At 65.9% G+C, this 23,847-nt stretch carries 24 protein-coding genes and 2 riboswitches; of the genes, 12 read left to right on the forward strand and 12 right to left on the reverse strand.

The window, feature by feature from the left end:
- Positions 1-120 precede the first annotated feature (120 nt).
- Together CQW49_RS13295 and CQW49_RS13300 are read left to right on the forward strand one after the other, a co-directional pair.
- On the forward strand, positions 121-936 hold the full coding sequence (locus tag CQW49_RS13295) for a response regulator (RefSeq protein WP_003609042.1): 816 nt from the start codon (positions 121-123) through the stop codon (positions 934-936).
- A gap of 163 nt (positions 937-1,099) precedes the next feature.
- Positions 1,100-1,369 carry a con-10 family general stress protein gene (locus CQW49_RS13300; RefSeq protein ID WP_040567183.1) on the forward strand — a complete coding sequence of 90 codons (270 nt, stop codon included), beginning with the start codon at positions 1,100-1,102 and terminating at the stop codon, positions 1,367-1,369.
- A 57-nt stretch (positions 1,370-1,426) separates the two neighbouring features.
- On the opposite strand, the gene ptsN is transcribed toward CQW49_RS13300, so the two are convergent.
- The 5 genes from ptsN to leuD form a co-directional block, all read right to left on the reverse strand.
- Positions 1,427-1,891, reverse strand: a complete 465-nt coding sequence (gene ptsN, locus CQW49_RS13305) for a PTS IIA-like nitrogen regulatory protein PtsN (protein ID WP_003609039.1) — start codon at positions 1,889-1,891, stop codon at positions 1,427-1,429.
- 253 nt (positions 1,892-2,144) lie between these two features.
- On the reverse strand, positions 2,145-2,723 hold the full coding sequence (gene hpf / locus CQW49_RS13310; protein WP_003609038.1) for a ribosome hibernation-promoting factor, HPF/YfiA family: 579 nt from the start codon (positions 2,721-2,723) through the stop codon (positions 2,145-2,147).
- Positions 2,724-3,099: 376 nt separating this feature from the next.
- Positions 3,100-4,686, reverse strand: coding sequence for an RNA polymerase factor sigma-54 (gene rpoN / locus CQW49_RS13315; protein ID WP_003609036.1), 1,587 nt, complete (start codon positions 4,684-4,686; stop codon positions 3,100-3,102).
- A gap of 165 nt (positions 4,687-4,851) precedes the next feature.
- Positions 4,852-5,724: an LPS export ABC transporter ATP-binding protein gene (gene lptB, locus CQW49_RS13320; protein WP_420845621.1), complete on the reverse strand. Its 873-nt coding sequence runs from the start codon at positions 5,722-5,724 to the stop codon at positions 4,852-4,854.
- Positions 5,725-5,958: 234 nt separating this feature from the next.
- The gene (leuD, locus tag CQW49_RS13325) at positions 5,959-6,564 is read right to left on the reverse strand and encodes a 3-isopropylmalate dehydratase small subunit (protein WP_003609031.1); all 606 of its coding nucleotides are present in this window, start codon (positions 6,562-6,564) and stop codon (positions 5,959-5,961) included.
- A gap of 374 nt (positions 6,565-6,938) precedes the next feature.
- On the opposite strand from leuD, the gene CQW49_RS13330 reads away from it, so the two are divergent.
- From CQW49_RS13330 to CQW49_RS13350, 5 genes are all read left to right on the forward strand, one after another.
- Complete coding sequence (locus CQW49_RS13330; protein ID WP_244441306.1) at positions 6,939-8,198, forward strand: RCC1 domain-containing protein; 1,260 nt, start codon at positions 6,939-6,941, stop codon at positions 8,196-8,198.
- Positions 8,199-8,254: 56 nt separating this feature from the next.
- Positions 8,255-8,848 (forward strand): TetR/AcrR family transcriptional regulator, encoded by a 594-nt coding sequence (locus CQW49_RS13335; protein ID WP_003609028.1) that lies wholly within the window; start codon positions 8,255-8,257, stop codon positions 8,846-8,848.
- A 127-nt stretch (positions 8,849-8,975) separates the two neighbouring features.
- On the forward strand, positions 8,976-10,166 hold the full coding sequence (locus tag CQW49_RS13340; protein WP_003609027.1) for an NAD(P)/FAD-dependent oxidoreductase: 1,191 nt from the start codon (positions 8,976-8,978) through the stop codon (positions 10,164-10,166).
- Between the two features lie 24 nt (positions 10,167-10,190).
- A complete protein-coding gene (locus CQW49_RS13345) occupies positions 10,191-10,598 on the forward strand; it encodes a DUF1641 domain-containing protein (protein ID WP_003609026.1) in 408 nt (135 codons plus the stop codon).
- Positions 10,595-11,074, forward strand: coding sequence for an iron-sulfur cluster assembly scaffold protein (locus CQW49_RS13350; RefSeq protein ID WP_003609025.1), 480 nt, complete (start codon positions 10,595-10,597; stop codon positions 11,072-11,074). The genes CQW49_RS13345 and CQW49_RS13350 overlap by 4 nt, the downstream gene beginning before the upstream one ends.
- Here the strand turns inward: CQW49_RS13350 and CQW49_RS13355 are convergent.
- Positions 11,025-11,753 carry a S1 family peptidase gene (locus CQW49_RS13355; RefSeq protein WP_003609024.1) on the reverse strand — a complete coding sequence of 243 codons (729 nt, stop codon included), beginning with the start codon at positions 11,751-11,753 and terminating at the stop codon, positions 11,025-11,027. The genes CQW49_RS13350 and CQW49_RS13355 overlap by 50 nt on opposite strands.
- A gap of 345 nt (positions 11,754-12,098) precedes the next feature.
- Here CQW49_RS13355 and CQW49_RS13360 point away from each other — a divergent pair, with 345 nt between their 5' ends.
- On the forward strand, positions 12,099-13,130 hold the full coding sequence (locus CQW49_RS13360) for a radical SAM family protein (protein WP_065083581.1): 1,032 nt from the start codon (positions 12,099-12,101) through the stop codon (positions 13,128-13,130).
- A gap of 147 nt (positions 13,131-13,277) precedes the next feature.
- Positions 13,278-14,459 carry a glycosyltransferase family 2 protein gene (locus CQW49_RS13365; RefSeq protein WP_003609022.1) on the forward strand — a complete coding sequence of 394 codons (1,182 nt, stop codon included), beginning with the start codon at positions 13,278-13,280 and terminating at the stop codon, positions 14,457-14,459.
- Positions 14,460-14,613: 154 nt separating this feature from the next.
- Here the strand turns inward: CQW49_RS13365 and CQW49_RS13370 are convergent, their stop codons facing one another.
- Positions 14,614-15,750 (reverse strand): methyltransferase, encoded by a 1,137-nt coding sequence (locus tag CQW49_RS13370; protein ID WP_003609021.1) that lies wholly within the window; start codon positions 15,748-15,750, stop codon positions 14,614-14,616.
- Between the two features lie 133 nt (positions 15,751-15,883).
- A complete protein-coding gene (locus CQW49_RS13375; protein ID WP_003609020.1) occupies positions 15,884-16,510 on the reverse strand; it encodes a TetR/AcrR family transcriptional regulator in 627 nt (208 codons plus the stop codon).
- 204 nt (positions 16,511-16,714) lie between these two features.
- Between CQW49_RS13375 and CQW49_RS13380 the strand changes: the two genes are divergently transcribed.
- Positions 16,715-17,905 (forward strand): PQQ-dependent sugar dehydrogenase, encoded by a 1,191-nt coding sequence (locus CQW49_RS13380; protein WP_003609018.1) that lies wholly within the window; start codon positions 16,715-16,717, stop codon positions 17,903-17,905.
- Positions 17,906-18,041: 136 nt separating this feature from the next.
- On the opposite strand, the gene gcvPB is transcribed toward CQW49_RS13380, so the two are convergent.
- The 4 genes from gcvPB to gcvT form a co-directional block, all read right to left on the reverse strand.
- Positions 18,042-19,553 carry an aminomethyl-transferring glycine dehydrogenase subunit GcvPB gene (gene gcvPB, locus CQW49_RS13385; protein WP_003609016.1) on the reverse strand — a complete coding sequence of 504 codons (1,512 nt, stop codon included), beginning with the start codon at positions 19,551-19,553 and terminating at the stop codon, positions 18,042-18,044.
- Entirely contained in the window at positions 19,553-20,887 is a 1,335-nt protein-coding gene (gene gcvPA, locus CQW49_RS13390; protein ID WP_003609014.1) for an aminomethyl-transferring glycine dehydrogenase subunit GcvPA, read from the reverse strand. Before gcvPA ends, gcvPB begins: the two co-directional genes overlap by 1 nt.
- Before the next feature lie 100 nt (positions 20,888-20,987).
- Positions 20,988-21,362: a glycine cleavage system protein GcvH gene (gene gcvH / locus CQW49_RS13395; RefSeq protein WP_003609011.1), complete on the reverse strand. Its 375-nt coding sequence runs from the start codon at positions 21,360-21,362 to the stop codon at positions 20,988-20,990.
- Positions 21,359-22,507: a glycine cleavage system aminomethyltransferase GcvT gene (gcvT, locus tag CQW49_RS13400; RefSeq protein WP_003609010.1), complete on the reverse strand. Its 1,149-nt coding sequence runs from the start codon at positions 22,505-22,507 to the stop codon at positions 21,359-21,361. Before gcvT ends, gcvH begins: the two co-directional genes overlap by 4 nt.
- 44 nt (positions 22,508-22,551) lie before the next feature.
- Positions 22,552-22,645: riboswitch (glycine riboswitch) on the reverse strand.
- Between the two features lie 4 nt (positions 22,646-22,649).
- Positions 22,650-22,736: riboswitch (glycine riboswitch) on the reverse strand.
- A gap of 146 nt (positions 22,737-22,882) precedes the next feature.
- Here gcvT and CQW49_RS13405 point away from each other — a divergent pair.
- Positions 22,883-23,071: a hypothetical protein gene (locus tag CQW49_RS13405; RefSeq protein WP_003609008.1), complete on the forward strand. Its 189-nt coding sequence runs from the start codon at positions 22,883-22,885 to the stop codon at positions 23,069-23,071.
- A 174-nt stretch (positions 23,072-23,245) separates the two neighbouring features.
- On the forward strand, positions 23,246-23,785 hold the full coding sequence (locus CQW49_RS13410; protein ID WP_003609006.1) for a hypothetical protein: 540 nt from the start codon (positions 23,246-23,248) through the stop codon (positions 23,783-23,785).
- Positions 23,786-23,847: the final 62 nt, after the last annotated feature.

The following is a 23,847-nucleotide window of genomic DNA, read 5'->3' on the forward strand; positions in this document are numbered from 1 at the left end:
CCGACGCAACGACAACGCTAATTTTACCAAAAGGTTCCCTGGGGCGCGGCGACGATTTGACGCAGCGATGAGCGTGACCGCCGGTGTGAATTTCGCACTGCGGCAAAGCGAGGACACATGATGTCCCTATCTCAGGCTATTCTAAGGCACCTCCCTTATCTCAGGCGTTTCGCCCGCGCCCTCTCCGGCAGCCGCGAGGGCGGCGACGCCTATGTCCTCGCCACTCTCGAAACACTGGTGGCCGATCCGGACCGCGTCGAGGCGGACGAGGATCTGCGCGTCGCGCTGTATCGGCTGTTCCTCGACATCTGGACGTCGAGCCCGATCAACGCGCATACCGACCATTCGGGCCTCGCTCCGGCCGAGGAGGAGGGAGCCAAGCGCAATCTCGAAGCCATATCGCTGCAGCCGCGCATCGCTTTTCTCCTCCATGCGCTCGAGGGCTTCTCGCTCCCCGAGATCGCCAGCGCTCTCGGCCTGCCGGAAGCGCGCGCCGCTGCGCTGATCGACGCGGCCAGCGCCGAGATCGCCGGCCAATTGGCGACCGATGTGCTCATCATCGAGGACGAGCCGCTGATCGCGCTCGATCTGCGCGCGCTCGTCGAGGAGCTCGGCCATCGCGTCGTCGCCGTGGCCCGCACACATAAAGAAGCCGTGGCCGCGATCGCCAAGACGCCGCCCGGTTTGATCCTGGCCGACATCCAGCTGGCCGACAACAGCTCAGGTCTGGAAGCGGTTAACGAAATCCTCGGCTCGGTGTCGACGCCGGTGATCTTCGTCACCGCCTATCCGGAACGCTTCCTCAAAGGCGAGCCGCCGGAGCCCGCTTTTCTGATCGCCAAGCCATTCAGCGTAGACAGCCTCAAGGCGATCATCAGCCAAGCTTTATTTTTCGACAGACGCTCCCATGTCAAAGGCAATGATAAGCACAACTGATCGTATAAAGCGATAGCTTAAGTAGTCGTTTGTTTTCGTACGTATAGACCACAGGTCAAGTTTGGCCAAAAAAAACTTCTATCCTGCGCCAAGAGAGCGCAACCTTGTCTTCACTCGGGCGTTGACTCCCGGGGGACAGGAGAAGGCAGATCAAATGACCGCTATGCAGGAACCCAAGAAGTCGAACCGGGGCTTTGCGTCGATGGACCCCGAGAAGCAGCGCGCCATCGCCCGCAAGGGCGGCCAGAACGTCCCCGACGAGAAGCGCAGCTTCTCTCAGAATCCGGAACTGGCGGCGAAAGCCGGGCGCAAAGGGGGGCAGAGCGTCGATCCGACCAAGCGCAGCTTCTCCCGCGACCATACCCTCGCGTCCGAAGCCGGGCGGAAGGGCGGTCACGCGTCCCATTCCAAGCCGAGAACAGCCGCGGAGTAATCCGCGGCCGCCCGCGCGCGCCTTCGGAAGCGATTCGGCGCGAGAGCGCCGAGCGCCTCAGGCGGCGTGTGGCTTGGTGGTTTGCGCGATGATGGAATAGAGAGCCGACGGATCGCGGGTCGTGCGAATGGTCGCGACCACGGCCGGATCGCGCAGCATGCGGGCGGCGCAAGCGAGCGCTTTCAAATGATCGGCCCCCGATGATTCGGGGGCGATCAGCAGAAAAACCAGATCGACCGGCGCGCCGTCCAGCGCGTCGAAATCGATCGGGCGCTCGAGCCGCGCGAAAATCCCGAAGATCGATTTGACGCGCGCCAGCTTGCCGTGCGGAATGGCGATGCCATTGCCGATGCCGGTCGAGCCGAGACGCTCGCGCTGCAACAGTGCGTCGAAGATTTCGCGGGCCGGCAGGCCGCAAATTTCCGCAGCCTTCTCGCTCAGCTCCTGAAGCGCCTGCTTCTTGGTGTTGGACTTGAGCGTCGGAATAATCGCTTCCGATGTGAGCAGATCAGCGAGCCGCATGAGGCGTCAATCCCATTCACGATCTGATTTCGGCATGAGAACGCGCCGTCGCCGGGGTCCGGTGAAGGCTCATTCGAAGCTATTCGCCTGAACGCCGGCGCGAGGCGACGAGGTTTGCGTCGCGGAAACTCCGTGGCCGTCGCGCTGAACGACTCTGCGCCGCATGATATGGCGCCACTGGAGCTTCCGCATTCTCATCGCCGCCGCTTCCCATTCCATGGGCCGCCCCGTTCTATGGCAAAATATATGCCGCCTATTCTCCGCCGGGCGCGTCGATCCATCCGATATGGTCGTCGCTGCGCCGGTAGACAACATTGAGGCGGCCGGTATCCGCGTGCCGGAACACGACCACGGGCGCGCCGGTCAGGTCGAGATCGAGCACCGCCGCCGACACGGTGAGCCGGCGCAGGCGCGCGGTCGACTCGGCGACGATCGTCGGCGCGAATTCCTTGGGCGCCTCGACCTCCTGATCGGGCGCCTCGAGCACATAGCTGGCGGCGACCTCGCCGAGGTCGGGGCCGGCCGCGGCGTGCTCGGCGCGATGCTCCTTCAGCCGGCTCTTGTAGCGGCGCAGCCGTTTCTCGATGCGGTCGGCCGCGAGGTCGAAACAGGCGTAGGGCTCTTGAGCGCGGCCATCGGCCTGCAGCACGATGCCGGAGGTCAAATGCAGGCTGCAATCGGCGCGATAGCCCGATCCTTCCGGCGCGATCGTCACATGGCCGCTGATCTCGCCGTCGAAATATTTGGAGGCCGCGGCGCCGAGCCGTTCGGCGACATGGGCCCGCAGGGACTCGCCGATATCGATATTCTTTCCGGACACCCGCAAAGACATGCTTGCTCCACCTCATCGAGCCGCGCGCTCGCGCCGCGAGGGCGCGCGCCGCTGACGGAAATGTCCTGAATGCGGGCTCTTCGCCATTCGCGCCCGGGCAGCCCGCTCCGCCCGAATGACGCTCGCCCCTCAACTCGTCCTTCTGCCGCGCGAACATGGCGGAAATTCGGGCGCCTGCCCAACCATTGATCGGAAGCGTTAAGTTGCTGGGCGCTCGAAGTCAATGGCCGATCGAGCGCCGAGGCCTGCTCCAGCATTCCTTCTTTTGAGCGAGTTCCGATCGACCGAACGACGCGTCGAACGGAAAGCGCTCTAGAATTCTTTCGTTTGAGCGAATTCTGATCGATCGAACGATTCCGTTCGATCGGAAAGCGCTCTAGAGAGCCGGTTGAACGGTCTCGCGCAGCTGGCTCTGCTTGGCCCTGCGGCGGTCCACCGATGACGGAATGCGCAGGCTGTCGCGATATTTGGCGACAGTGCGCCGGGCGATGTCGATATCGATCTGCTTGAGCCTCGCGACGATGGCGTCGTCCGACAGCACGTCGAAGGGGCTCTCCTTGTCGATCATCTGCTTGATCTTGTAGCGCACCGCCTCGGCCGAATGGGCCTCGCCGCCACTGGTGGTGGCGATGGAGGCGGAGAAGAAATATTTCAGCTCGAAAATTCCCCGCGGGGTCATCATATATTTGTTCGAGGTGACGCGCGAGACTGTGGATTCGTGCATGCCTATGGCGTCGGCGATGGTGCGCAGATTGAGCGGCCGCAGATGCTCGACGCCCCTGGCGAGAAAAGCGTCCTGCAGGCGCACGATCTCGGAGGCGACCTTGAGAATGGTGCGCGAGCGCTGCTCGAGGCTCTTGGTCAGCCAGTTGGCGTTCTGCAGGCAGCTCGAGATGAAGGTCTTGTCGCCGTCGCGCTTGGCGCCGGCGCTCACCTGCGCTGCATAGGAGTGATTGACCAGCACGCGCGGCAGCGCATCCGAGTTCAATTCGACGATCCAGGAGCCGTCGGCGGCCGGCCGCACGATCACATCGGCGACGAGCGGCTGGAGCGGCGCGCCGCCGAAGGCGCGGCCCGGCTTGGGATCGAGCCGACGCACCTCGGCCGCCATATCGGCGATGTCCTCGTCGTCGACGCCGCAGAGGCGCGCGAGCTGGGCGAAGTCGCGCTTGGCGAGGAGCGGCAGATTGGCGATGAAGATCTGCATCGCCGGATCGAGCCGGTCGCGCTCGCGCAGCTGCAGAGCGAGGCATTCTGAGAGATCGCGGGCCCCGACGCCGGAGGGGTCGAAGCGCTGAATGATCGCCAGCACGGCTGCGACGCGAGCCGGATCGGCGTCGAGCCGCGCCGCGATCTCGGCGACGTCCTCGCGCAGATAGCCGACCTCGTCGATGGCGTCGATGATCGCCTGGCCGATGATGCGATCGATCGGATCGGCGCAGGCGAGCGCCAGCTGCTCGCCGAGATAATCGTGAAGGCTCGCCTGAGAGGCGACATAGGCTTCGAGATTGGGAGCCTCGCCGTCGGCGGGCGCGCCGCCGGCGCCGTTCCAGGAGCTGGCCGAAAGGCCGGCGCCCTCGAGCGCGCCCATCGAATCGGCCGGGCTGCGCGCATTGTCCAGCTCGAAGGCGTTGCCGATCTCGGTGCCGAGCTCGGCCGCGAGCTGCGTCGCGTCGACGGCGAGGCTGTCGCGCGCCCAATCGCCCTCGGCCGGCTCGCCGTGACTTTCGGCGCTTCCCGCCTCGCTCGCCGCGACTGCGTCGCCGCCATGCGACTCCTGCTGCGCATCGGAGAAATCATTGGCGTCCACCGCCTCGAGCAGCGGATTGCGCTCGAGCTCTTCATGGAGAAAGGCGGACAGCTCGAGATTGGAGAATTGGAGGAGCTTGATCGCCTGCAGCAGCTGAGGCGTCATCACCAGGGCCTGGCCCTGACGCATCATCAGTTTGGTGGAAATCGCCATGATCCGCTACTCGAAACCTCTGCCGCGCATCGTCCGCATGGGCGACGGCGTTCTCGGCCTGTTTCTTGCTTATAGCACGGTGTGGCGTCCTTCGCAGGGTCAATTATTCGGCGCCTCCCCGAAAAAGCGCCTAGCAGTTAATCGCGAGACTTTTGCCGCCTCGCCTCACATGCGGAAATCCTCTCCGAGATAGATGCGGCGAACGTCCGGATCGGCGACGATCTCCTCCGGCGCGCCCTCGGTCAGCACATGGCCATTGTAGATGATATAGGCGCGGTCGGTGAGGCCCAGCGTTTCCCGCACGCTATGGTCCGTGATGAGCACGCCGATGCCGCGCTTCTTCAGGTGCCGCACGAGGTCCTGAATGCCGCCGACGGCGATCGGATCGATGCCGGCGAAGGGTTCGTCGAGCAGCATGAAGGAGGGCCGCCCGGCGAGGGCGCGGGCGATCTCGCAGCGCCGGCGCTCGCCGCCCGAGAGCGCGATGGCCGGAGACTGCCGCAGCCGCTCGAGCTTGAACTCCTCGAGCAGAGCGTCGAGCTCGCGCTCGCGTTCGCGCCGGTCGGGCTGGGTGATCTCCAGCACGGCGCGGATATTGTCCTCGACGCTGAGGCCGCGGAAGATCGAGGCCTCCTGCGGCAGATAGCCGATGCCGAGCCGCGCCCGCCGATACATGGGCAGGCCGGTGACGTCATAGCCGTCGAGCGCGATGACGCCCTTGTCGGGCTTCACCAGCCCGGTGATCATATAGAAAACCGTGGTCTTGCCGGCGCCGTTGGGGCCGAGCAGGCCGACCGCCTCGCCCCGCGCCACATGCAGGCTCACATCCTCGACCACCCGGCGCTGCTTATAGGATTTGGCCAGATGGCGGATGGAGAGGACGCCCTGCTGGTCCGCGCCGGGGGCCTCGCGCTCGGCGTCGTCCGCATCGCCGGCGTGGGCGCCGAATTCGGCGCCTGAATTTTGGGCGCCCTCCTCGCGCGGCTCGTCGATTTCCCGCGCCGCGACCTGCGGACCCGCCGTCTTCGGGGCGAGCAACCGCTCCACGAGGCGGTTGAAGAACCCGCCGCGCCCGGTCTCGCTCACCGATGGATAGGCATTCGAGCGCAAGTCTGAGACGTCCCCGGATGAGCGGAAGCGGCGCGGCCCGGGGCTGCGCCGCCGCAAAGTGTACAGCTTCGGAAGGCAAAACCCACGTTACGATTTTGCAATCCCGTATTCGCCGCGAGGCGCGTCGCCGAAGCTCGGGCCGAGCGGTTCAGGCCCAGCAGCTCAGGCCCAAGGGCGCGCGGCGGCGGATTTCGCCTCGAAGCTGTCGATCGTCGCCGCTTTCTGCAGAGTGAGGCCGATCTCGTCGAGGCCCTCGAGCAGGCACTGCTTGCGGAAAGGATCGATGTCGAAGCGGATAACGCCGCCGTCCGGTCCGCGGATTTCCTGCGGCTCGAGATCGATCGTCAGCGTGGCGTTGGCGCCGCGCTCGGCGTCGTCCATCAGTTTCTCGAGTTCCGCCTGCCCGACCTTGATCGGAAGAATGCCGTTCTTGAAGCAATTATTGTAGAAGATGTCGGCGAAGCTGGTCGAGATCACCGCGCGGACGCCGAAGTCGAGCAGCGCCCAGGGCGCATGTTCGCGCGAGGAGCCGCAGCCGAAATTATCCCCGGCGACGAGGATCTGCGCCTCCCGATAGGCGGGCTTGTTCAGCACGAAATCGGGATTCTCCGAGCCGTCCTCACGATAGCGCAACTCCGAGAACAGGCCCTTGCCGAGACCGGTGCGGGCGATCGTCTTCAGATATTGCTTGGGGATGATCATGTCGGTGTCGATGTTCATGATCGGCAAGGGCGCGGCGACGCCGGTCAGTCTGACGAATTTTTCCATGCTCGGAAGGCCTCGCGCAAGGTTGCGTGTCTCGATCCGCCTCTAACAGATCGCGGCCGTTTCGCAAAGCGAGGGGCTGCGCGGCCGCTCGGGCGGTCGAGGAGCTCGGGACCGGCGCCTCATCGACTACACCAGCCGCAAAACCAGCGGCCAGCGCTATTAATCTTAACTTCTTTCCGAGTTTGATTGCTGACAAGGCCACGCTTACGATCGCCTCTATCGCGCATCACTTTAGGAGGCTTGTCTTGTATTTCCAAAATATTTCTCGTTTGCTTCTTTGCGTATCGATCGCTCTGCCGGCCGCCCCGGCCGTCGCCGCGAATTCGACCCGCACGAGGCTCATCGCCGTCAGCCCTTCTCCTGCCGGAAGCCCTGTGACGTTGACGGCGGAGGTGGACGCGCCGGCCGGCGTCGGCGGCGCTACTGGACGCGTCTCCTTCACCGACGGCGAGAGGATCGTGGGATCGGCTCTCGTGAACGCGCTCGGCGGCGCGCAGACGAGTCTGTCGCTCGGGCTCGCCCACGCCTGCGCGCTCGCCAGTCCCTCGGGAGTCGAATGCTGGGGCTGGAACAAATACGGTCAGCTCGGCGACGGCGCGACGACCGACCATCTTCCGGCCCCTGTCACAGGCCTCACCAAAAGAGTGGTCGCGCTGGCGGTCGGCGGGGTCCATAGCTGCGCGCTGACGGTCGAGGGAGCCGTGATCTGCTGGGGCGAAAACTCGCTCGGTCAGCTCGGAGGCCCTACGCCGGACCGGGCGCAGCCTGCTCCCACTCCGGTTCCCGGCCTTTCGAGCGGCGTCATCGCGATCGCATCCGGATCATATCACAGCTGCGCTGTGACCGAGGCCGGCGCGATTTTCTGCTGGGGCCGCAACGTCGAGGGCCAGATCGGCAACGGCGTCGACTTGGAAACATTCGCTCCGCCGACGCGGGTTGGCGGCCCTGCCGAAATCTATACGGATGTGGCGGGCGGCGCTTCTCACAGCTGCGGCCTGACGAATGCGGGCGCGGTGCTGTGCTGGGGCCAGGGGTTCGGCAAGGTTCCCACGCCGGTCGCCAAGCTCGGCAGCGGGGTCGTCGCATTGACGGCGGGCTCCTATCATGACTGCGCTCTCACCAAGGCCGGCGCCGTCCAATGCTGGGGGCCGGCATGGAACGCCGGCGCCCCGACGCCGGTCGCTGGCCTGTCGAGCGGCGTCGTCGCAATCTCGTCTGGAAGCGGGCATGATTGCGCGCTGCTGCGCGACGGCGGCGTGCGCTGCTGGGGCTATAACCAATATGGCCAGCTCGGCGACGGAACGACCACAGATCGCACGATCCCGACGCCCGTCCTGAACCTCGGCGCCGCCGCGGTCGCGATCGCCGCCGGCTTCGACTTTTCCTGCGCGCTGCTGTCGACGCGGGCGGTGAAATGCTGGGGTTATAACGAGGTCGGCGAGATTGGCGACGGCGGCGTGACGAACCAGCCTCTCCCCGTCCCGGCGAAGGGCCTCTCCGCCCTGCTGCGCACCCGCGCCCGGCTCACCACATCGACGCTCGGAAACGGGCTCCATGCTCTGCGCGCGAACTATCTCGGCGACGCGGCTCATGCGCCTTCGCAATCCACTCCGCTGCCGATGCGGCTCAAATGAGCGGAGCCGAATGACGCCTGCTTGCGGTTTAAGACGATCGGTCGTATAAAAAGAGCATGAGCCGAAGAGACGTCAACGACATCAGGCGCAAGCTGCTCGATCAGGGGGTCGCCCTGCTGATGGAGCAGGGCTATCACGGCACCGGCCTCACCGAGCTGGTGCAGGCCGTCGGCGTGCCGAAAGGCTCGTTCTACAATTACTTCCCGAGCAAGGAAGCCTTCAGCGCCGAGGTCGTCGCGCATTATATCGAGCCGTTCATCCAGCGGCTCGACGCGCATCTCGGGCAGGCGGGTCGTTCCGCCGACGCCGCGCTCCGCGCCTATTTCGACGATCTCATTGCCGAGACGGAGCGGCGCGACTTCAAAGGCGGCTGCCTTCTCGGCAATCTCATGGGCGAGATCGGCGAGACCAGCGACCTCTGCCAGACCTCCTTGCGCGAGGCGGTGCGCCGCTATCGCGACAAGCTGCGCGAGGGCCTGGCGCGGGGCCAGGAGGAAGGGCGCTTCCGCAAGGATCTCGACGCCAAGGAGATGGCCGATGTGCTCGTCGACTCCTGGCAGGGGGCGCTTCTGCGCATGAAGATCGAGCGGTCGGTTCGCCCGCTCGTCCAGTTCCGCGACATGCTGCTCGACGGCTATTTCCGCGCGTGATTTTTTACCCCCAAACGAGACGACCGGTCATTTAACGCGAGGCCGAGCACGAGACGACCAACGCCGACCAATGGCTCGGCGAACGCAAAACCGCGCGCGCGAAGCTGCGCGGACAAGGGAGGAAGCAATGACGAAGCACATACTCGTCGTCGGCGGCGGCGTCGGCGGAACCATGACCGTCAACAGCATCGTCGCCAAGCTCTATCCGGAGATCGCGCGCGGCGCGGTCCGGGTGACGATGCTGTCGGACTCGCCCTGGCATTATTACAAGCCGGCTTTCATGTATGTCGCCTTCGACATGTTCTTCGAGGGCGAGCTGCGCCGCAAGCAGCGCTCGCTGCTGCGTCCCGAGATCGAGTTCCTCGTCGACAAGGTCGAGCGTTTCGATTTCGCCGGATCGAGCGTGACGACGCGCAGCGGCCGCAAGATCGGCTATGATTATATCGTCGTCTCCACCGGCTGCCTGCCGGCGCCCGAGCGCATTCCCGGGCTGAAGGAGACGGGCGATTATTTCTACCAATACGAGCCGGCGCGCCGCCTCGCCGACAAATTGCGCGGCTTCGAGAAGGGCCGCATCTTCATCACGGTCAACTTCCCCAAGACTCCGAATGTCCCGCATCAGTGCGGCATCGCGCCGATCGAGACGACGCTGATGCTCGACGAATATCTGCGCCGCAAGGGCGTGCGCGACGCGGTGGAGATCGTCTACACCTATCCGACCGTCTCGCAGCTCTTGCGCAATTGCCTCTTCCTGCAACAGGAGGTCTGCGAGGTCCTGCCTTCGGTGTTCGAGAGCAAGGGAATCAAGTTCCAGCGCGGCTTCACGCTCGAATCCGTGGACGCGGACCGCAAGGTCGCACGCTCCGAGGAAGGACGCGAGGAAGGTTTCGACCTGCTGATGTGCACGCCGCCGATCCGCGCGGTCGATGCGGTGATCGCCAGCGGCGCGTCGCAGGCGGTCAATGGCGAAGGCTGGCTGCCGACGAACCGCCGCACGCTGCAGCTCGAAGGCCATCCCAACGTCTATGTGATGGGCGACACGGTCGATCTGCCGATCAGCAAGGCCGGCGGCTCCTGCCACAACCAATGCCCGGTCATCGCCAACAACATCGCCGGCGACATTCGCCTCGGCCGCACCGTCGACGCCTATCACGGCAAGGTTCAGGCGGTCGCGCAAATGGGCCTCGAGATGGGGATGCCGCTCTGGTACGACTATGACGAGGACGTTCATCCGACCCCGCCGACGAAGCTCGGCGGCCTGCTGCGCAAGGCGTTCAACCGCGGAATCTACTGGTCCGTCGCCCGCGGCGTGATCTGAAGCAATCGATCGGAGGGATGAGCAATGAACGCGACCAATCTTCAAGCTGCGCCGGTCGAGCGCGCAACCCGCATGTCGGACGAAACCGCGCGCGGCGTGTCCGAGCTTCTCGAAAAGGCGTCGCCGCTTCTGCAGGGACGGCGCTTCCACAATATCGTCGATCTTCTCTCCCTCGTCTCGGACGGGGTCGATATGGCCGACGACGCCATGATCGAAAAGCTGATGAAGGCCTATGAGGAGGCGATCGGCGCCGCCTGGACGCTCGGCAACGCCGCGCGTTTCGCCGCCAATGAAGCGGCGACGAAGCCGACGCCTTCGCTGATCGGCCTGCTGCGGACGGCCGGCGACGAGGATGTGCGCCGCGGCCTGCATTTCGCGCTGCTCTTCCTCGCCGCGCTGGGGCGCGGACAGCGCGACGACGCCGAGGCATGACCGACGATCGCGCGCTGCAGGCGCTCTATGAGGAGCGCGTGCGCGGCTGGGCGAGGCGGGTGCGCGACGATGTTCGGCTCGCGCCCGCCGATCTCACCGTCAGCCGAACGAGCCCGGCCTGTGGCAGCACGCTGACACTCGACGTGAGGCGAGAGCGAGATCGCATCGCTGCGCTCGGCTATCGGGCGCGCGCCTGCACTCTGGGCATGGCGTCGACAGCCGTGGTGGCGGCGCAGGCCGTCGGCGAGCGCTTCGAGGACGCGCTCGCGGCCGGGCGCGCGCTCGCCGCGCTGCTCGCCGGCGAGGACGCGCGTTTCGAAGAGCGATGGCGCGCGCTCGACATGTTCGTCGCGGCGCGCGGCTTCCCGTCCCGCCACGGCTCGATCCTGCTGCCCTTTCACGCGCTCACGGAGGCCGCGGCGCGGCTCAGCCTTCCGTCAATGTCAGCAGAATATCCGCATACCACGCGCAGTTGAGGCCGAGCGCCTCGTCCTGCTGCAGGTCGCGGCCGACGTCGAGCCGCGCCGAATGGACGCCGAGCAGCGTCCACGGCAGATCGCCCTGGCAGCTCTCCAGAGCCGGAATGCGCGCCACCACCGGCGCGCCGCTGGCGCCGCGATGGGTGCGCGCATCGCTGAGGAAATAGCCCTGGCCCTGGAAGCGCAGGCCGAAGGAGGAGGCGACGACGCCCTGGCGCGCCACCGGCATGTGATGCAGCGTGTCGTGAAAGCCGAGCGGAAAGCCGACGATCAGCAGCGAGGAGCCGATCTCGACCTGATCGAAGCCGCCCGGCAGATGCGCGGGCGTGAAGGCGCGATAGACGGTCGGCTCCGGCAGCTTTCCCCGCTCGATCTCGATCGCCGCGACATCGACCTCGCCGGCGGCGTCGACGGCCTGACGCCAGACGCTCTTGCCGTCCTCATAGAGCGGAATGGAGAAGCCCGTCGACTTGGCCATATTCTCGGCGTCGACATGCAGCTCGATCTCGATTCGGTCGGGCTGGTGCCCGCTCGCCGCATCCTTCAGCACATGGCGGCTCGTCACCAGGAACAGACGCTCGTCGCGCTCGAAGAAGAAGCTGCTCGCATTGGTCAGCGGCGCCTGTCCGTCGAAGGTGCAGAGCCGGGCGGTGGTGAGCAGCAGCGGTTCGATCATCGGCGGTTTCCTCTCTCCCCGAAGAACTTGCCGCTCGCGCGCGGCTCGGCAGGCCGCTCGCTGCGACAGACCGCGAGCTACGCCTTGATTTGCGTTACGGTCTGCGGTAGAGAGCCGGCGCCATCTATAAATAGGCGCGTCCCGGCTCGGGTCGAACGACGGATCAATGTTAACTGTTCGATGTTGCGGCGCCTCTGCGCTCGATCATTTTCATCAAATGATCTTCTTCGACAACGTTCGAACGCGATAATCTCGGCGGATAACGAACGGAGCGTGCGGCGTATGAGAGCATCTACCGAAGTTCTCCGCCAGAATGCAATGGCGAATATGCGAAGTCCCCATGAAATGGGGATAATCTGCATCGATATCACCAACAAATGCGATCTCGCCTGCTCGAACTGCACGCGGCTGCTCGTCAATCAGGACCGGTTCTGGGACATGTCGCTCGAGAACTTTCGCCTCGCCGTGCGCAGTCTCGCCGATTATCCTGGAATCATCGCGGTCATCGGCGGCAATCCGGCGATGCACCGGAGCTTCGAAGAGATCTGCGCCATTTTCGTCGAGGAGATTCCGCAGAAGGAGCGACGCGGACTCTGGACCAACAATATCTTCAGCTTCGCCGATCTCGCGAAAAAGACTTTCGGCGTCTTCAATCTCAATCCGCATGGCGTCGAGCGTGGGATCAAATCGCTCGAGCCTTTGCGCGATGGCGCTTGGTATCATGGCGGCCATTCGTCCCACGCGCCACTGCTGACGGCGCTGAAAGATCTCTTCGACGACGAGGAGATGTGGCGACGAATCGGGCGCTGCGACATCAACCATGAGTGGTCGGCGTCGATCGTCGAGAACAGAGGGCGGCTCAAGGCTTATTTCTGTGAGGTCGCCGCCTCTTTCGATCTCGCGCGGGGAACCGATTTTGGTGTCGAAGTGACGCCCGGCTGGTGGCGTCGCGACATTTCCACTTTCGCCGATCAGGTTGCGCGCTTCTGCCCGGGCTGCGGCGTGCCGGCCAAGGTCGTCGGCCATATGGATTGCGAGGAGATCGACACTTTTACTGTGAGCAACGCCGACATAGCGGAGAGTTCGCTGCGCAAGAAACGCTCGATCATCGCACTGGACCAGGACGACGCACATTTCCTCGGCCGACAAAGGGTGACCGAATATTCTCCCATGCTTCGCGCCGAGGGGAATGGCTCCGCCACGGGCGTCGTGAAGCGGTCGGCGCCGGTCGAGACTCCTGAAGCAGCGCCGCGGAAGCCGAGCCGACCCCTTTTCGCGCGGCCCAATGTCGAGCTCGAGTTCGCCAAATTTCTCTGTACGATCGGCCTCACCCGAGCAGGCACACGATTGTGGAACACGGCCAAGTCCCGAAAATAACCGTTTCTTCGAGCCGGACTCTTGCGGCGGCGCGCCGACGCGAGAGGCCGGCTCGTCGTCTCAGAAGATTTCGGCAGTAGCCGTGTCGGGTCCCGTCGAAATCTCGGCCGAGCGCCGCCTTATCACATCAAGCTCCGGAAGAGGCCGATGACTGCAGCCTACCGTCTGCCGATCGTTTCCATCATCGTGACCAATTACAATTACGGGCGGTTTCTCCCTCAGGCATTGAACGCCGTCCGGCAACAGACCTATCCGCATTTGGAATGCATCGTTGTCGACGATTGCTCCACCGACTGCAGCCACGAGGCTCTCGATACAGCGGTTCGCGAGTGGCCCGAGCTGATCGTCATCCGCCAGCAGACGAATGGCGGCCAATCTGCGTCTTGTCTAGCGGGCCTCGCGCGCGCCAGTGGCCAATACATCGTCTTTCTCGACGCAGACGACCTGATCACCGAGGAGTTCGTCGCCGCTCATCTCGCGGCGCATTTCTGCTTGCGCACGCCAGTAGGAATGACCTGTTGTGATTGTTTCACCCTGCGGGACGAGCGGCTCATCTGTTCGACCTCACGCTATCTCGCGGGCCATTTCGCGAGCCGACCTGCGGATCCCACGCTCGTCCATCGCGGGGGCTTCGATCTGCTGCGGGAAGCGGGCTTCGAGCCGCCGGAGATCGATTTCGAGGCTCTGCGTCTGATCCCATGGAACGAGAATCGGTGGCCGTGGTCATCGATGTCCGCGATGATGTTTCGCCGTGACGCGCTCGATCTGGTGACGGGCGCGAAAGGTTTCGTGCAATTGCGCGTCGGCACCGACTGTTTTCTGGCTTGGGCGGTGAATCGGCTGACTGGCAGCGTCATCATGGAGCTGCCGATGATGATCTATCGCATCCACGGCTCCAACAGCTTCGCTGCGCGCGCCTCGCTCAATCATATGCGGCCGGGACACGCCGGCCTCGTCTTCGATTATCGCGCCGATCAAATTCTGCTCGACCATCTCATTGAAAATTTCAGATATTTCCACGCCATCCTGGACAACGCCGAGCATTTGCGCGGGCTCTGCGAGCTCGTCGATCAATCCGCCGCGAATGGAGAGAAGGACAGGCCCACGTTGAGCGATCTGCTCAGTGGGCATTTCGATGAGATCGTCGGGGCGCTCGGTCACGCTGAAGCGGCGCTATGGCTCAAGAAATCGAAGGGCGCGCATGGCGCGTTCGGCTTTCTCGGCGTGCTGCCGCCGAGGGTTGAGCTGGAAATCGCAAAGTTCCTCTGCTCGATCGGTTCGACGCGTGGCGACGAAGTGTGGAATCGCGCGATCAGGCGCCTCTCGTGACGACCGAGAACGCTTGCCGCTCGAACGGAATCGTTCGAGCGGTCTGAGTTCGCTCAGAAGGAGGAGCTGGAGCAGTTTCCCGATCTGTTCGGGTCAGAGTCTGCTCTCGAACCCGACGCTTCCCCAGCCTCTTCGAGGGGATGAGCGCGTCACCTCACGGACCGTGATAATCCGGGTCCGGCCGCGCCACAAGAATGCCGGCGACGATCGGCATCGCATTGCGCAGCAGACGGAAACGGCCGAAGCCGGCCTTCTTGGCGATGCGCTGCAGCTCGGCGACCGTGCGCGGCTCGCCGCGGCCCATGGCCAGAGTGTAGAAGCCGTAATAGGCGTCGAGCGGCTCGGCGCCCTCGATCCCCGACATGGCCTCGACGATGAGCAGCACGCCGTCGCGCGGCAGAGCGCGGCGGACGTTGCGCAGCAGTTCCAGCGCCGTGGCGTCGTCGTGATCGTGGACGATGCGCACCAGAGTGATCACATCGGCGCCGACCGGCAGCGGATCGGTGAGGAAGCTGCCGGAGAAGAAGCGCGCGCGCTTGGCGAGCCCCGCCGCCTCCAGCCGTGTGCGCGCGCGCTCGACCACGGCGGGTAGATCGAACAGCATCAGCTCGAGCCGCGGCGCGCTGGCGGCGACGGCCTCGAGGAAGGCGCCTTCGCCGCCGCCAACGTCCATGATCCGGCGATGGCGGCGGAAATTATAGGCGCCGACGACCTCCTGCGCGACCAGCGGCTGCGATTGCGCCATCAGCGCGCTATAGGGCGCGACCTCCTCGGGCGTCAGCTCGGTCGGACGCTCCGCCGCCGAATAGGGCCAGTAATCGGCTAGCTTCGGTTCGGCCTCCTCGGCGCCGCGCAGCAGGGCGACCGGATCGGCGAGATCGGCGTAGAGCATGGGCTGATGCTCGACCAGCGCCAGCGCCGCCTTGTTGCCGACGAGCGCCGCGCCGATGTCGCCCAATCCGTAGCGGTCCTTGCCGCGGCGGTCGACGAGGCCGAGCGAGGCGGCGGCGTCGAGGAGACGCGAGGCCGCATCGGGCGACAGCTCGGTCTTCTCGGCGATCTGCGCGAGGCTCTTGGGCGATTCGAGCAGGAGATCGAGCAGCTTCAGCCGCACGCAGGCGAGCAGAACCTGCGAATAGACGAAGCCCGCGCAGAGATCGAGCGCGGCCCGCGCTCGGCGCCGCGCCGCCTTGCGGGTGAGCGGATGCTTCGCCGCGAGCCGCTGAAAGCGCGGGCTCGACGCCAAGCGATCGCGAATGCGCCGCAGCCTGTCCCGCCAGAACTGACCCATGGCGACCTCCGCCGCGAGAAGATGAGGCGCTCCGAGAAGCGCTTTCCGCTCGAACGGAATCGTTCGAGCGATCAGAATTCGCTCCAAACGGATGCCGGTCTAGCGGAAAAGCGCCGGCGGAGAAACGTCGAATTTACCGGGGGCCCGCCGCCGACTCGGCGCGGCGGACCGCGGCCTCCATCAGATTGCGGATCGCCGTGTCGAGCACCGGGTCCGGATCGAGTCCCTTGGCCGCGTCGAGATGGCCGGAGACCGCCAGCATGGCGACGCCATGGGCGAGCGCCCACACCTGCAACGCCAGCTTGCGCGCGCCCTGCGCGGAGACGCCGCGCAGCTGCAGAAAAGCGACGACCGAGCGCCACAGGATTTCGAGCGCGTGATCGGCGGCGTCGGCCGAGGCCTCGGCCGCGAGCGACGCCGCCGAGCCGAACATCGCCGCATAGAGGCCGGGCTCGGCGCGGGCGAAGGCGAGATAGGCGGCCGACATCCGCCACATGGCGGTCGCCGCATCCGGCCGGCCCTCGTCCCAGCCCTTTTCCAGCGCTGCGGCGAAGGACAGGAAGCCGCGCCGCGCGACTTCGTTCAGCAGCTCGTCGCGGCTGGCGAAATGGCGATAGGGCGCGGCGGCGGTGACGCCGACGCGCTTGGCCGCCTCGCTGAGGCTGAGCGCCGCCGGCCCGCCTTCGGCCAGCAGCTCCAACGCCGCCTCGATCAGCGCTTCCTTGAGGGCGCCGTGGTGATATTTTCGCTTCATCGACATGGGCGCGAGGACTTTGGACGCGAGGACTTCGGGCGCGAGGACTTCGGGCGCGAGGACTTCGGGCGCGAGCTGGGTGGCGGGCGAGACAGGAGCCCGAGCCGTCGCATAGTCTCGTCACGAAGGGAAGACCGCGTCGGCGGCGGCCCCTGATCGAGGCGCGGCGCGCGCCTATTTGCGCCTATGGCGTCAAGCCGGGAGCATTCCATGAACCAAGCCTTTTGCAAGCTCGTCGCAATTCTCGCTCTCGCGCTGCTCGCGCTCTCGGCGCAGGGGCGCGCCGAACCTTTGCGCCGCGCGGCGGAGATCGAGGCGACGCTGCGCCGCATTCGCCTGCCGGACGGCTTCTCCATCTCGCTCTATGCGCTCGTTCCGCATGCGCGCAGCCTCGCTGTCGCTCCGGGCGGCGAGGCGATCTTCGTCGGCACGGATGAGCGCCGCATCTTCGCGCTGACGCCGGGCGGAGCGCGCGCGGCGGCGGTCGAGTCTTTCGCGCCGGGCGCCGATTTCGTCATGCCGCACGGCCTCTGCTTCGACAAGGACGGGACCCTGTATGTCGTCGAGCAGAATCGCGTGTCGAGCTTCGCGCAGGCGGCAGTGGATCGCGGCCGGCTGCGCGCCGCCGATGCGCGCGTTCTCGTCGCCAAAGGCGCGCTGATACCAGTGTCAGAGCAGAGCGCCATTCACTCGACGCGCATGTGCCGCATCGGTCCCGACGAGAAGCTCTACATCTCGCTCGGCCAGCCGCACAATGTCGCGCCGCGCGACAAGCTCGCGCTCTACGACCGCATCGGCATGGGCGGAATCATCCGCATGAATCGCGACGGCTCCAGCCGCGAGGTTTTTGCTCGCGGCATACGGAACTCGGTCGGCATGGACTTCGATCCGAGCGACGGCGTCCTGTGGTTCACCGACAATCAGGTCGACCGCATGGGCGACGACACGCCGCCGGGCGAGATCGATCGCGCGCCGCGCGCCGGCCTTCACTTCGGCTTTCCCTGGTATGGCGGCGGCCATGTGCGCACACAAGAATATGCGCATGAGACGCCGCCCGCGGACGTCGTCTTTCCCGAGGTGGAGGAGGCGCCGCACGCCGCCGATCTCGGCATGATCTTCTACACAGGCGCGATGTTTCCCGAGCGTTATCGCGGCGGGATTTTCTCGGCGCAGCACGGCTCCTGGGACCGCGCCATGCCGGTCGGCGCGAGGGTGATGTTTACACCCGTCGGCGCCGATCGCAAGGCGTCCGCGAGCGAGCCCTTCGCCGAAGGGTGGAACACCACCGATCCGCATTATCTCGGCCGCCCTGTCGATGTCGCGCAACTGCCCGACGGCTCGCTGCTCGTGACCGATGATCAGAACGAGGCGGTGTACCGGATTTCGTATGGGGGGCGGTAGGGAGTAGGCAGTAGGCGGGCATTCTACAGTCTCTTTGGGCCGTCATTGCGAGCGCAGCGAAGCAATCCAGAGCCGCCGCCTGTGACTCTGGATCGCTTCGTCGCTACGCTCCTCGCAATGACGTCCTAGCGACTGTTTACTGCCTGCTGCCCCACCTCAACACCGGCCTCCGCGCCGCCGCAGTCTCGTCCGGCCGTCGGCGCGGCGCATGGCGCGGCGCCTCGGCGAACCGCTCGGTCTCGCCGCGCTGCGCGCTCTCGGCGAGCGCGCGCAATGTCGCGACGAAGCGATCGAGCGAGCGCTTCGATTCCGATTCCGTCGGCTCGATCAGCATGGCGCCGTGGACGACGAGCGGGAAATAGACCGTCATCGGATGATAGCCTTCATCGATCATCGCCTTGGCGAAATCGAGCGTCGTCACGCCCGTCCCTTTCAGAAAGGCGTCGTCGAACAGAACCTCGTGCATGCACAGGCGATCGCCGAAGGGCTGCGTCATCACGTCGCGCAAGCGCGCGCGCAGATAATTGGCGGCGAGCACGGCGTCGCGCGACGCCTGCGCGACGCCGTCGCCGCCATGCGAGAGCAGATAGGAGAGCGCGCGCACGAACATGCCCATCTGGCCATGAAAGGCGGTCAGCCGGCCGAAGCTCTGCGTCCCCTCCGCATGCTCGACGAGCCGCAGAGAGTCGCCGTCGCGCAGGAGGAAAGGAACCGGGGCGAAAGGCGCGAGCCGCGCCGACAGCACGACGGGCCCGGCGCCCGGACCGCCGCCGCCATGCGGCGTCGAGAAGGTCTTGTGCAGATTGAGATGCATGGCGTCGACGCCCATGTCTCCCGGCCGCGCGACGCCGGCGATGGCGTTGAAATTAGCGCCGTCGCAATAAAAATAGCCGCCCGACTCATGCACGAGCCGCGCGATCTCCACGACCTCGCGCTCGAATAATCCGCAAGTGTTGGGATTGGTCAGCATGATCGCGGCGACATCCGGCCCGAGCGCGGCCGCAACCGCGTCGGCATGGACGATTCCATCCTCGCCCGCCGGAATGGCGCGCACGGTGAAGCCGAGCAGAGCGGCGCTCGCCGGATTGGTGCCATGCGCGGATTGCGGAATCAGCACGGTGCGGCGCGTTTGCGCTTGCCCACGCGCGCGCAGCGCCGCCTCTATGGTCATCAGCCCGCACAATTCGCCATGGGCGCCGGCCTTGGGCGAGAGCGCCACCGCGCTCATATTGGTGAGCTCGAGCAGGAAGCGCGACAGCTCCTCCATCAGCGCGAGCGCTCCTCGCGCGGTCGCTTGCGGCTGCAGCGGATGAATATTCGCGAAGCCTTCGAGCCGCGCCATTTTCTCAGCCAGCCGCGAATTATGCTTCATCGTGCAGGAGCCGAGCGGATAGAGCCCGGCGTCGATCGAATAATTCTTGCGGGACAGCCGCACATAATGACGCATCGTCTCCGGCTCGGAGAGGCCCGGCAGGCCGATCGGCGCTGTGCGCTCGAGCGCGCCGAGTCGCGGCGTGAACGGTTCCGGCTCGTCGATGTCGACGCCGGTCACATCGGCGCGACCGATCTCGAACAGCAGCGGCTCTTCCTGATCGAGCCCGCGATCGCCGCTGAATGTCTCGGACGGATGATTGGGATGATCGAGCATTACAGCGCTCCTTCGAGTGCGGCGATGAAGGCCTCATGATCCTCGTTCGTCGCCACCTCCGTGCTGGTGACGAGCAGAAGATCGTCGAGCCCGGCGCCGGGCAGAAGGCGAGACACCGGCACGCCGGCGAGCACGCCTCGTTCCGCCAATCGCTCGACGAGGCGCGCCGCATCGCTCGAGACGCGCAAGGTGAATTCGTTGAAGAAGGTCTCGTTCAGCACCTCGACGCCGTGGACGCGCGCGAGCCTCTCCGCGAGACGCACGGCGCTCGCATGATTGGCGCGCGCAAGACGGCGCAGTCCCGCCTCGCCGAGCAGAGTGAGATGAATGCTGAAGGCCAGCGCGCAGAGGCCCGAATTGGTGCAGATGTTCGATGTCGCCTTGTCGCGGCGAATATGCTGCTCGCGCGCGGACAGCGTCAGCACGAAGGAGCGTCGCCCATCGGCGTCGACGGTCTCGCCGCAGAGCCGCCCGGGCATTTGCCGCAGATGCTCCTGCTTCGTTGCGAAGAGGCCGACATAGGGTCCGCCGAAAGAGAGCGGATTGCCGAGCGACTGCCCCTCGCCGACGACGATATCGGCCCCAAAATCCCCGGGCGGCGTCACCAGGCCGAGCGAGACGGCCTCGGTGACGACGGCGACGAGCAGCGCGCCTTTCGCATGGCAGGCGCGCGCGATCGGTGAAAGATCGCGCAGATTGCCGAACACGTCCGGCGTCTGCACGATGACGCAGGACACATCGTCGTCGATCTGCGCGGTGATGTCCTCGCGCGCGAAGACATCCGGAGCCAATGTGTCGACCTCGTCGCCGGCGAAGCGCGAGAGGGTGCGCACGACCTCGGCGTAATGCGGATGCAGCCCGCCCGAGAGCACGGCCTTGCGTCGCTTGGTGACGCGATGCGCCATCAGCGCCGCTTCGGCGCAGGCGGTCGAGCCGTCATACATCGAGGCGTTGGCGATCTCCATGCCTGTCAAGGCGGCGACCTGCGTCTGGAACTCGAACAGGACTTGCAGCGTGCCCTGCGAAATCTCCGGCTGATAGGGCGTGTAGCTGGTGAGGAATTCCGAGCGCTGGATCAGATGATCGACGCTCGCGGGAATATGATGCCGGTAGGCTCCGGCGCCGAGGAAAGAGCGCGAGGCGGCGACATTGTTTCGCGCGAGCGCGGCGAGATGACGTTCGACCTCCATCTCGCCGCGGCCGCGCGGCAGATCGAGCGGCCGCGTCAGCAGCACATCTTTCGGCACATCTGCATAGAGAGCTTCGGCAGTCGGAACGCCGATCGCCTCGCGCATCTGCGCGCGATCGTCCTCGGTCAAAGGCAGGTAGCGCATGTCGCCCTCACGTGTCGCGAGCGTCTCGAATGCGAGCCTGAAGGCTCGCGGTCCAGGTGGCGCTCTATGGACCGCGAGCCTTAGAGGCTCGCTCTTGGAGCTACAGACTTTCGACGAAAGCGCGATAGGCGTCCTCGTCCATCAGGCCTTCGAGCTCGGCCGCGTCGGCGATGCGCAGCTTCGCCAGCCAGCCTTTGCCGAGCGGATCCTCATTGACGCTCGCCGGTTCGTCGTCGAGCGCGTCATTGGCTGCGACGACCTCGCCCGAGATCGGCGAATAGACCTCGCTCGCCGCTTTCACGCTCTCGATCGTCGCCAATTGGCCGCCCTTGTCGAGGCGCGCGCCCGGCTCGGGCAATTCGATGAAGACGATGTCGCCGAGCTGCGTTTGCGCATAGTCGGTGACGCCGACCACGGCGATCTCGCCTTCTAGGCGCACATATTCGTGATCCTTGGTGTATCGTTCGCCGCTCATGCTCGGTCCTTTCCTCGAGACGCATATCGATGCGGGACAAAGGGCAATGTCGCGACCTCGACCTCGATCGGCTTGCCGCGCAGCTCGCTCGCGAGCCGGATGCCCGGCGTGGCGAAAGCGCTTTCGACCATGCCCATTGCGATGGGGCGCGCGAGGCTCGGCGAATAGCCGCCCGAGGTGATGCGGCCGACGATGCGTCCATCCGGCGCCGTCAGCGTCGCGCCATCGCGCAGCGGCGCCTTGCTCTGCGGCAGCAGGCCGACGCGACGGCGCGCCGGGCCATTGTCGATCGCGGCGCGAATGCGCGCGAAACCGGGAAAGCCGCCCTGCTCGCGGCGGCGCTTGCCGATCGACCAGATGAGGCCCGCCTCGACCGGATCGGTCGTCGCGTCTATGTCATGGCCATAGAGGCAGAGCCCCGCCTCGAGCCGCAGCGAATCACGCGCGGCGAGGCCCGCCGGCGCGACATCCTCATTCGCGAGCAGGCGCTCGGCGAGCCGCGTCGCGAGATATGCGGGAGCGGAAATCTCGAAGCCATCCTCGCCGGTGTAGCCGGAGCGCGAGACGAAAACCGAGGCGCCCTCATATTCCGCCGGGAGCCAGCCCATGAAGGGCGCGTCCTCGACGCCCGGCAGGATCGTCGATAACGTCGCCGCCGCGCGCGGGCCCTGCAGCGCCAGCAGCGCGCGGCCGGAGAGCACGGAGAGCTGGAGCTGCGGCAGCTCCTGGCGCAGCAGCGTGAAGTCCTGCTCCTTGCCGGCGGCGTTGACGACGAGCAGCAGCCGCTCCTCGCGGCCGGGAAGGCGCGTCGCCATCAGATCGTCGAGAATGCCGCCATCCTCGGCCAGCAATTGCGTGTAGCGCGTGCGCTGCGGCTCCAGCCCGTCGAGATCGGCGGGAACCAGAGTCTCGAGCAGACGCGCGGCGCCGCGGCCGGTGAGGATCGCCTGGCCCATATGCGAGACGTCGAACAGGCTCGCCTTTGCGCGCGTGTGCAGATGCTCGGCGATGGCGCCGCTCGGATAGCTCAGAGGCAGCGAATAGCCGGCGAAAGGCGCCATGCGCGCGCCGAGCCTGTGATGCAGCGCATCGAGCGGCGTCACGGCGCGAGCGTCGGCGGGGGAAGGAAGGGCGTGCTCGTCCACGGGGCGCTCCATGCGCGGGACGCAGCCGTCCCGCCTGTCGCCCCCTCTGTCTCGAGGACCTGAGAGATTTCCCCGCGTCGCCGCAGGTTACCCCCGTCGGTGGGCGCGCCTCACGAGGATGCGCGCCGCTTTCCAGAGCTTACTCGCCTTCGCGGTCCTTTTGCCTGAGCGTTTCCGGGGCGGTTGCGCCTTCGGCTCCGGCTGTGCCGGTCTCTCCCGCGAAGATCGACTGCCGAGGAATGTGAGAGCGAAGCCATCGAGCGTCAAGACGCGCCGCCACGGATTTCGCGCGCATATTGTCGCGCCGCGGGCGCATCGTTGAAAAGGCGGAGCGCCGCGCCATGTCGCGAGGCGCATCACCCGAGGAGGGGAATCATGAGCACGAGCAATGTCGATCTTCAGGACTACGCGCGGCGGCTCTACGACGCTCACGGCGACAAGGCCGTGGCCGAAGCCGCGCAGAAGGCGCGCGCTCTCGAGGAGCAGGGCCGGCGCGAGGACGCGCTGACTTGGCGGCGGATCGAGGAGATCATCAAGGAGACGCTCGGTCCGCATCAGAGCTGACGGCCGGCGGCGCGGCTCTCTCTCACGGGCGCGAACGTCTTGCTCACGGGCGCGAAGCGTCTTGCCAGCGTCCGAGGCATGGCCCATGTTGAGCCGCTCGAAGCGGGCGGAACCCGGCCGAAACGGCCGGCGGCCTTCGCAAGGCGCGAACGACCCGCAGCATGGGAGAGAGACATGACGTTCAAATCCGCCGCGCTCGGCCTCGCCGCCGTCTGCGCGCCGCTCCTCATGGCCACGCCTTCCCCGGCCGTGGAGATCAGTCCGTTTTTTCCTTTGCCCAATTATTTCGAGAAGAGCAAAGCCGATCTGCTCGAGCAGCAGACCTCTTGGCTGAAGGACGGCGTGAAGGCGATCGACAAGGCGCATGCCGAGACGCAGGCGCAGCTCGACAAGACGCCCGAGGACGCGGCGCTGACCGCCAAGATCGCCGATCTCGACAAGCAGAAGGCGGCGGCGGTCAAGGAGCTCGCCGTGCTCGAGAGCCCGGAGGCCGGCAAGGAGGCGGACCTCGCCCGCAAGGACGTCGTCGTCATGAACATCAACCGCTGGATCAATGCGCTCAGCCGTCAGGCGACGGAGCAGCTGAAGATCGCGATTATGAAGGACGGGCTCGAGCGCGACGTCGCCGAGCGCCGCCATATTCAGCTCAACGGCCAAGCCGACGAGCTGGAGCGGGCCAAGCATACGTCGAGCTTCGAGGGCTGGGGTCGCTGAGGTCGGGAAGCTCGTCGGCCCAATCGATGCTCGGGCTTTCGGGGTCGGGCGTCGAGCCTGCG

The sequence above is a fragment of the Methylosinus trichosporium OB3b genome, from assembly GCF_002752655.1.
Lineage (GTDB): Bacteria > Pseudomonadota > Alphaproteobacteria > Rhizobiales > Beijerinckiaceae > Methylosinus > Methylosinus trichosporium.

Excerpts from the sequence above, each read along its gene's own strand:
- CQW49_RS13365 (WP_003609022.1), top strand. The coding sequence starts at position 13,278 with ATGACTGCAGCCTACCGTCTGCCGATCGTTTCCATCATCGTGACCAAT.
- leuD (WP_003609031.1), bottom strand. The coding sequence starts at position 6,564 with ATGGAAAAATTCGTCAGACTGACCGGCGTCGCCGCGCCCTTGCCGATC.
- rpoN (WP_003609036.1), bottom strand. The coding sequence starts at position 4,686 with ATGGCGATTTCCACCAAACTGATGATGCGTCAGGGCCAGGCCCTGGTG.
- CQW49_RS13345 (WP_003609026.1), top strand. The coding sequence starts at position 10,191 with ATGAACGCGACCAATCTTCAAGCTGCGCCGGTCGAGCGCGCAACCCGC.
- CQW49_RS13295 (WP_003609042.1), top strand. The coding sequence starts at position 121 with ATGTCCCTATCTCAGGCTATTCTAAGGCACCTCCCTTATCTCAGGCGT.
- CQW49_RS13360 (WP_065083581.1), top strand. The coding sequence starts at position 12,099 with ATGGGGATAATCTGCATCGATATCACCAACAAATGCGATCTCGCCTGC.
- hpf (WP_003609038.1), bottom strand. The coding sequence starts at position 2,723 with ATGTCTTTGCGGGTGTCCGGAAAGAATATCGATATCGGCGAGTCCCTG.
- CQW49_RS13410 (WP_003609006.1), top strand. The coding sequence starts at position 23,246 with ATGACGTTCAAATCCGCCGCGCTCGGCCTCGCCGCCGTCTGCGCGCCG.
- CQW49_RS13375 (WP_003609020.1), bottom strand. The coding sequence starts at position 16,510 with ATGTCGATGAAGCGAAAATATCACCACGGCGCCCTCAAGGAAGCGCTG.
- CQW49_RS13355 (WP_003609024.1), bottom strand. The coding sequence starts at position 11,753 with ATGATCGAACCGCTGCTGCTCACCACCGCCCGGCTCTGCACCTTCGAC.
- CQW49_RS13370 (WP_003609021.1), bottom strand. The coding sequence starts at position 15,750 with ATGGGTCAGTTCTGGCGGGACAGGCTGCGGCGCATTCGCGATCGCTTG.
- CQW49_RS13340 (WP_003609027.1), top strand. The coding sequence starts at position 8,976 with ATGACGAAGCACATACTCGTCGTCGGCGGCGGCGTCGGCGGAACCATG.
- CQW49_RS13350 (WP_003609025.1), top strand. The coding sequence starts at position 10,595 with ATGACCGACGATCGCGCGCTGCAGGCGCTCTATGAGGAGCGCGTGCGC.
- CQW49_RS13405 (WP_003609008.1), top strand. The coding sequence starts at position 22,883 with ATGAGCACGAGCAATGTCGATCTTCAGGACTACGCGCGGCGGCTCTAC.
- CQW49_RS13335 (WP_003609028.1), top strand. The coding sequence starts at position 8,255 with ATGAGCCGAAGAGACGTCAACGACATCAGGCGCAAGCTGCTCGATCAG.
- gcvPB (WP_003609016.1), bottom strand. The coding sequence starts at position 19,553 with ATGCTCGATCATCCCAATCATCCGTCCGAGACATTCAGCGGCGATCGC.
- CQW49_RS13380 (WP_003609018.1), top strand. The coding sequence starts at position 16,715 with ATGAACCAAGCCTTTTGCAAGCTCGTCGCAATTCTCGCTCTCGCGCTG.
- gcvPA (WP_003609014.1), bottom strand. The coding sequence starts at position 20,887 with ATGCGCTACCTGCCTTTGACCGAGGACGATCGCGCGCAGATGCGCGAG.
- CQW49_RS13300 (WP_040567183.1), top strand. The coding sequence starts at position 1,100 with ATGCAGGAACCCAAGAAGTCGAACCGGGGCTTTGCGTCGATGGACCCC.
- gcvH (WP_003609011.1), bottom strand. The coding sequence starts at position 21,362 with ATGAGCGGCGAACGATACACCAAGGATCACGAATATGTGCGCCTAGAA.
- ptsN (WP_003609039.1), bottom strand. The coding sequence starts at position 1,891 with ATGCGGCTCGCTGATCTGCTCACATCGGAAGCGATTATTCCGACGCTC.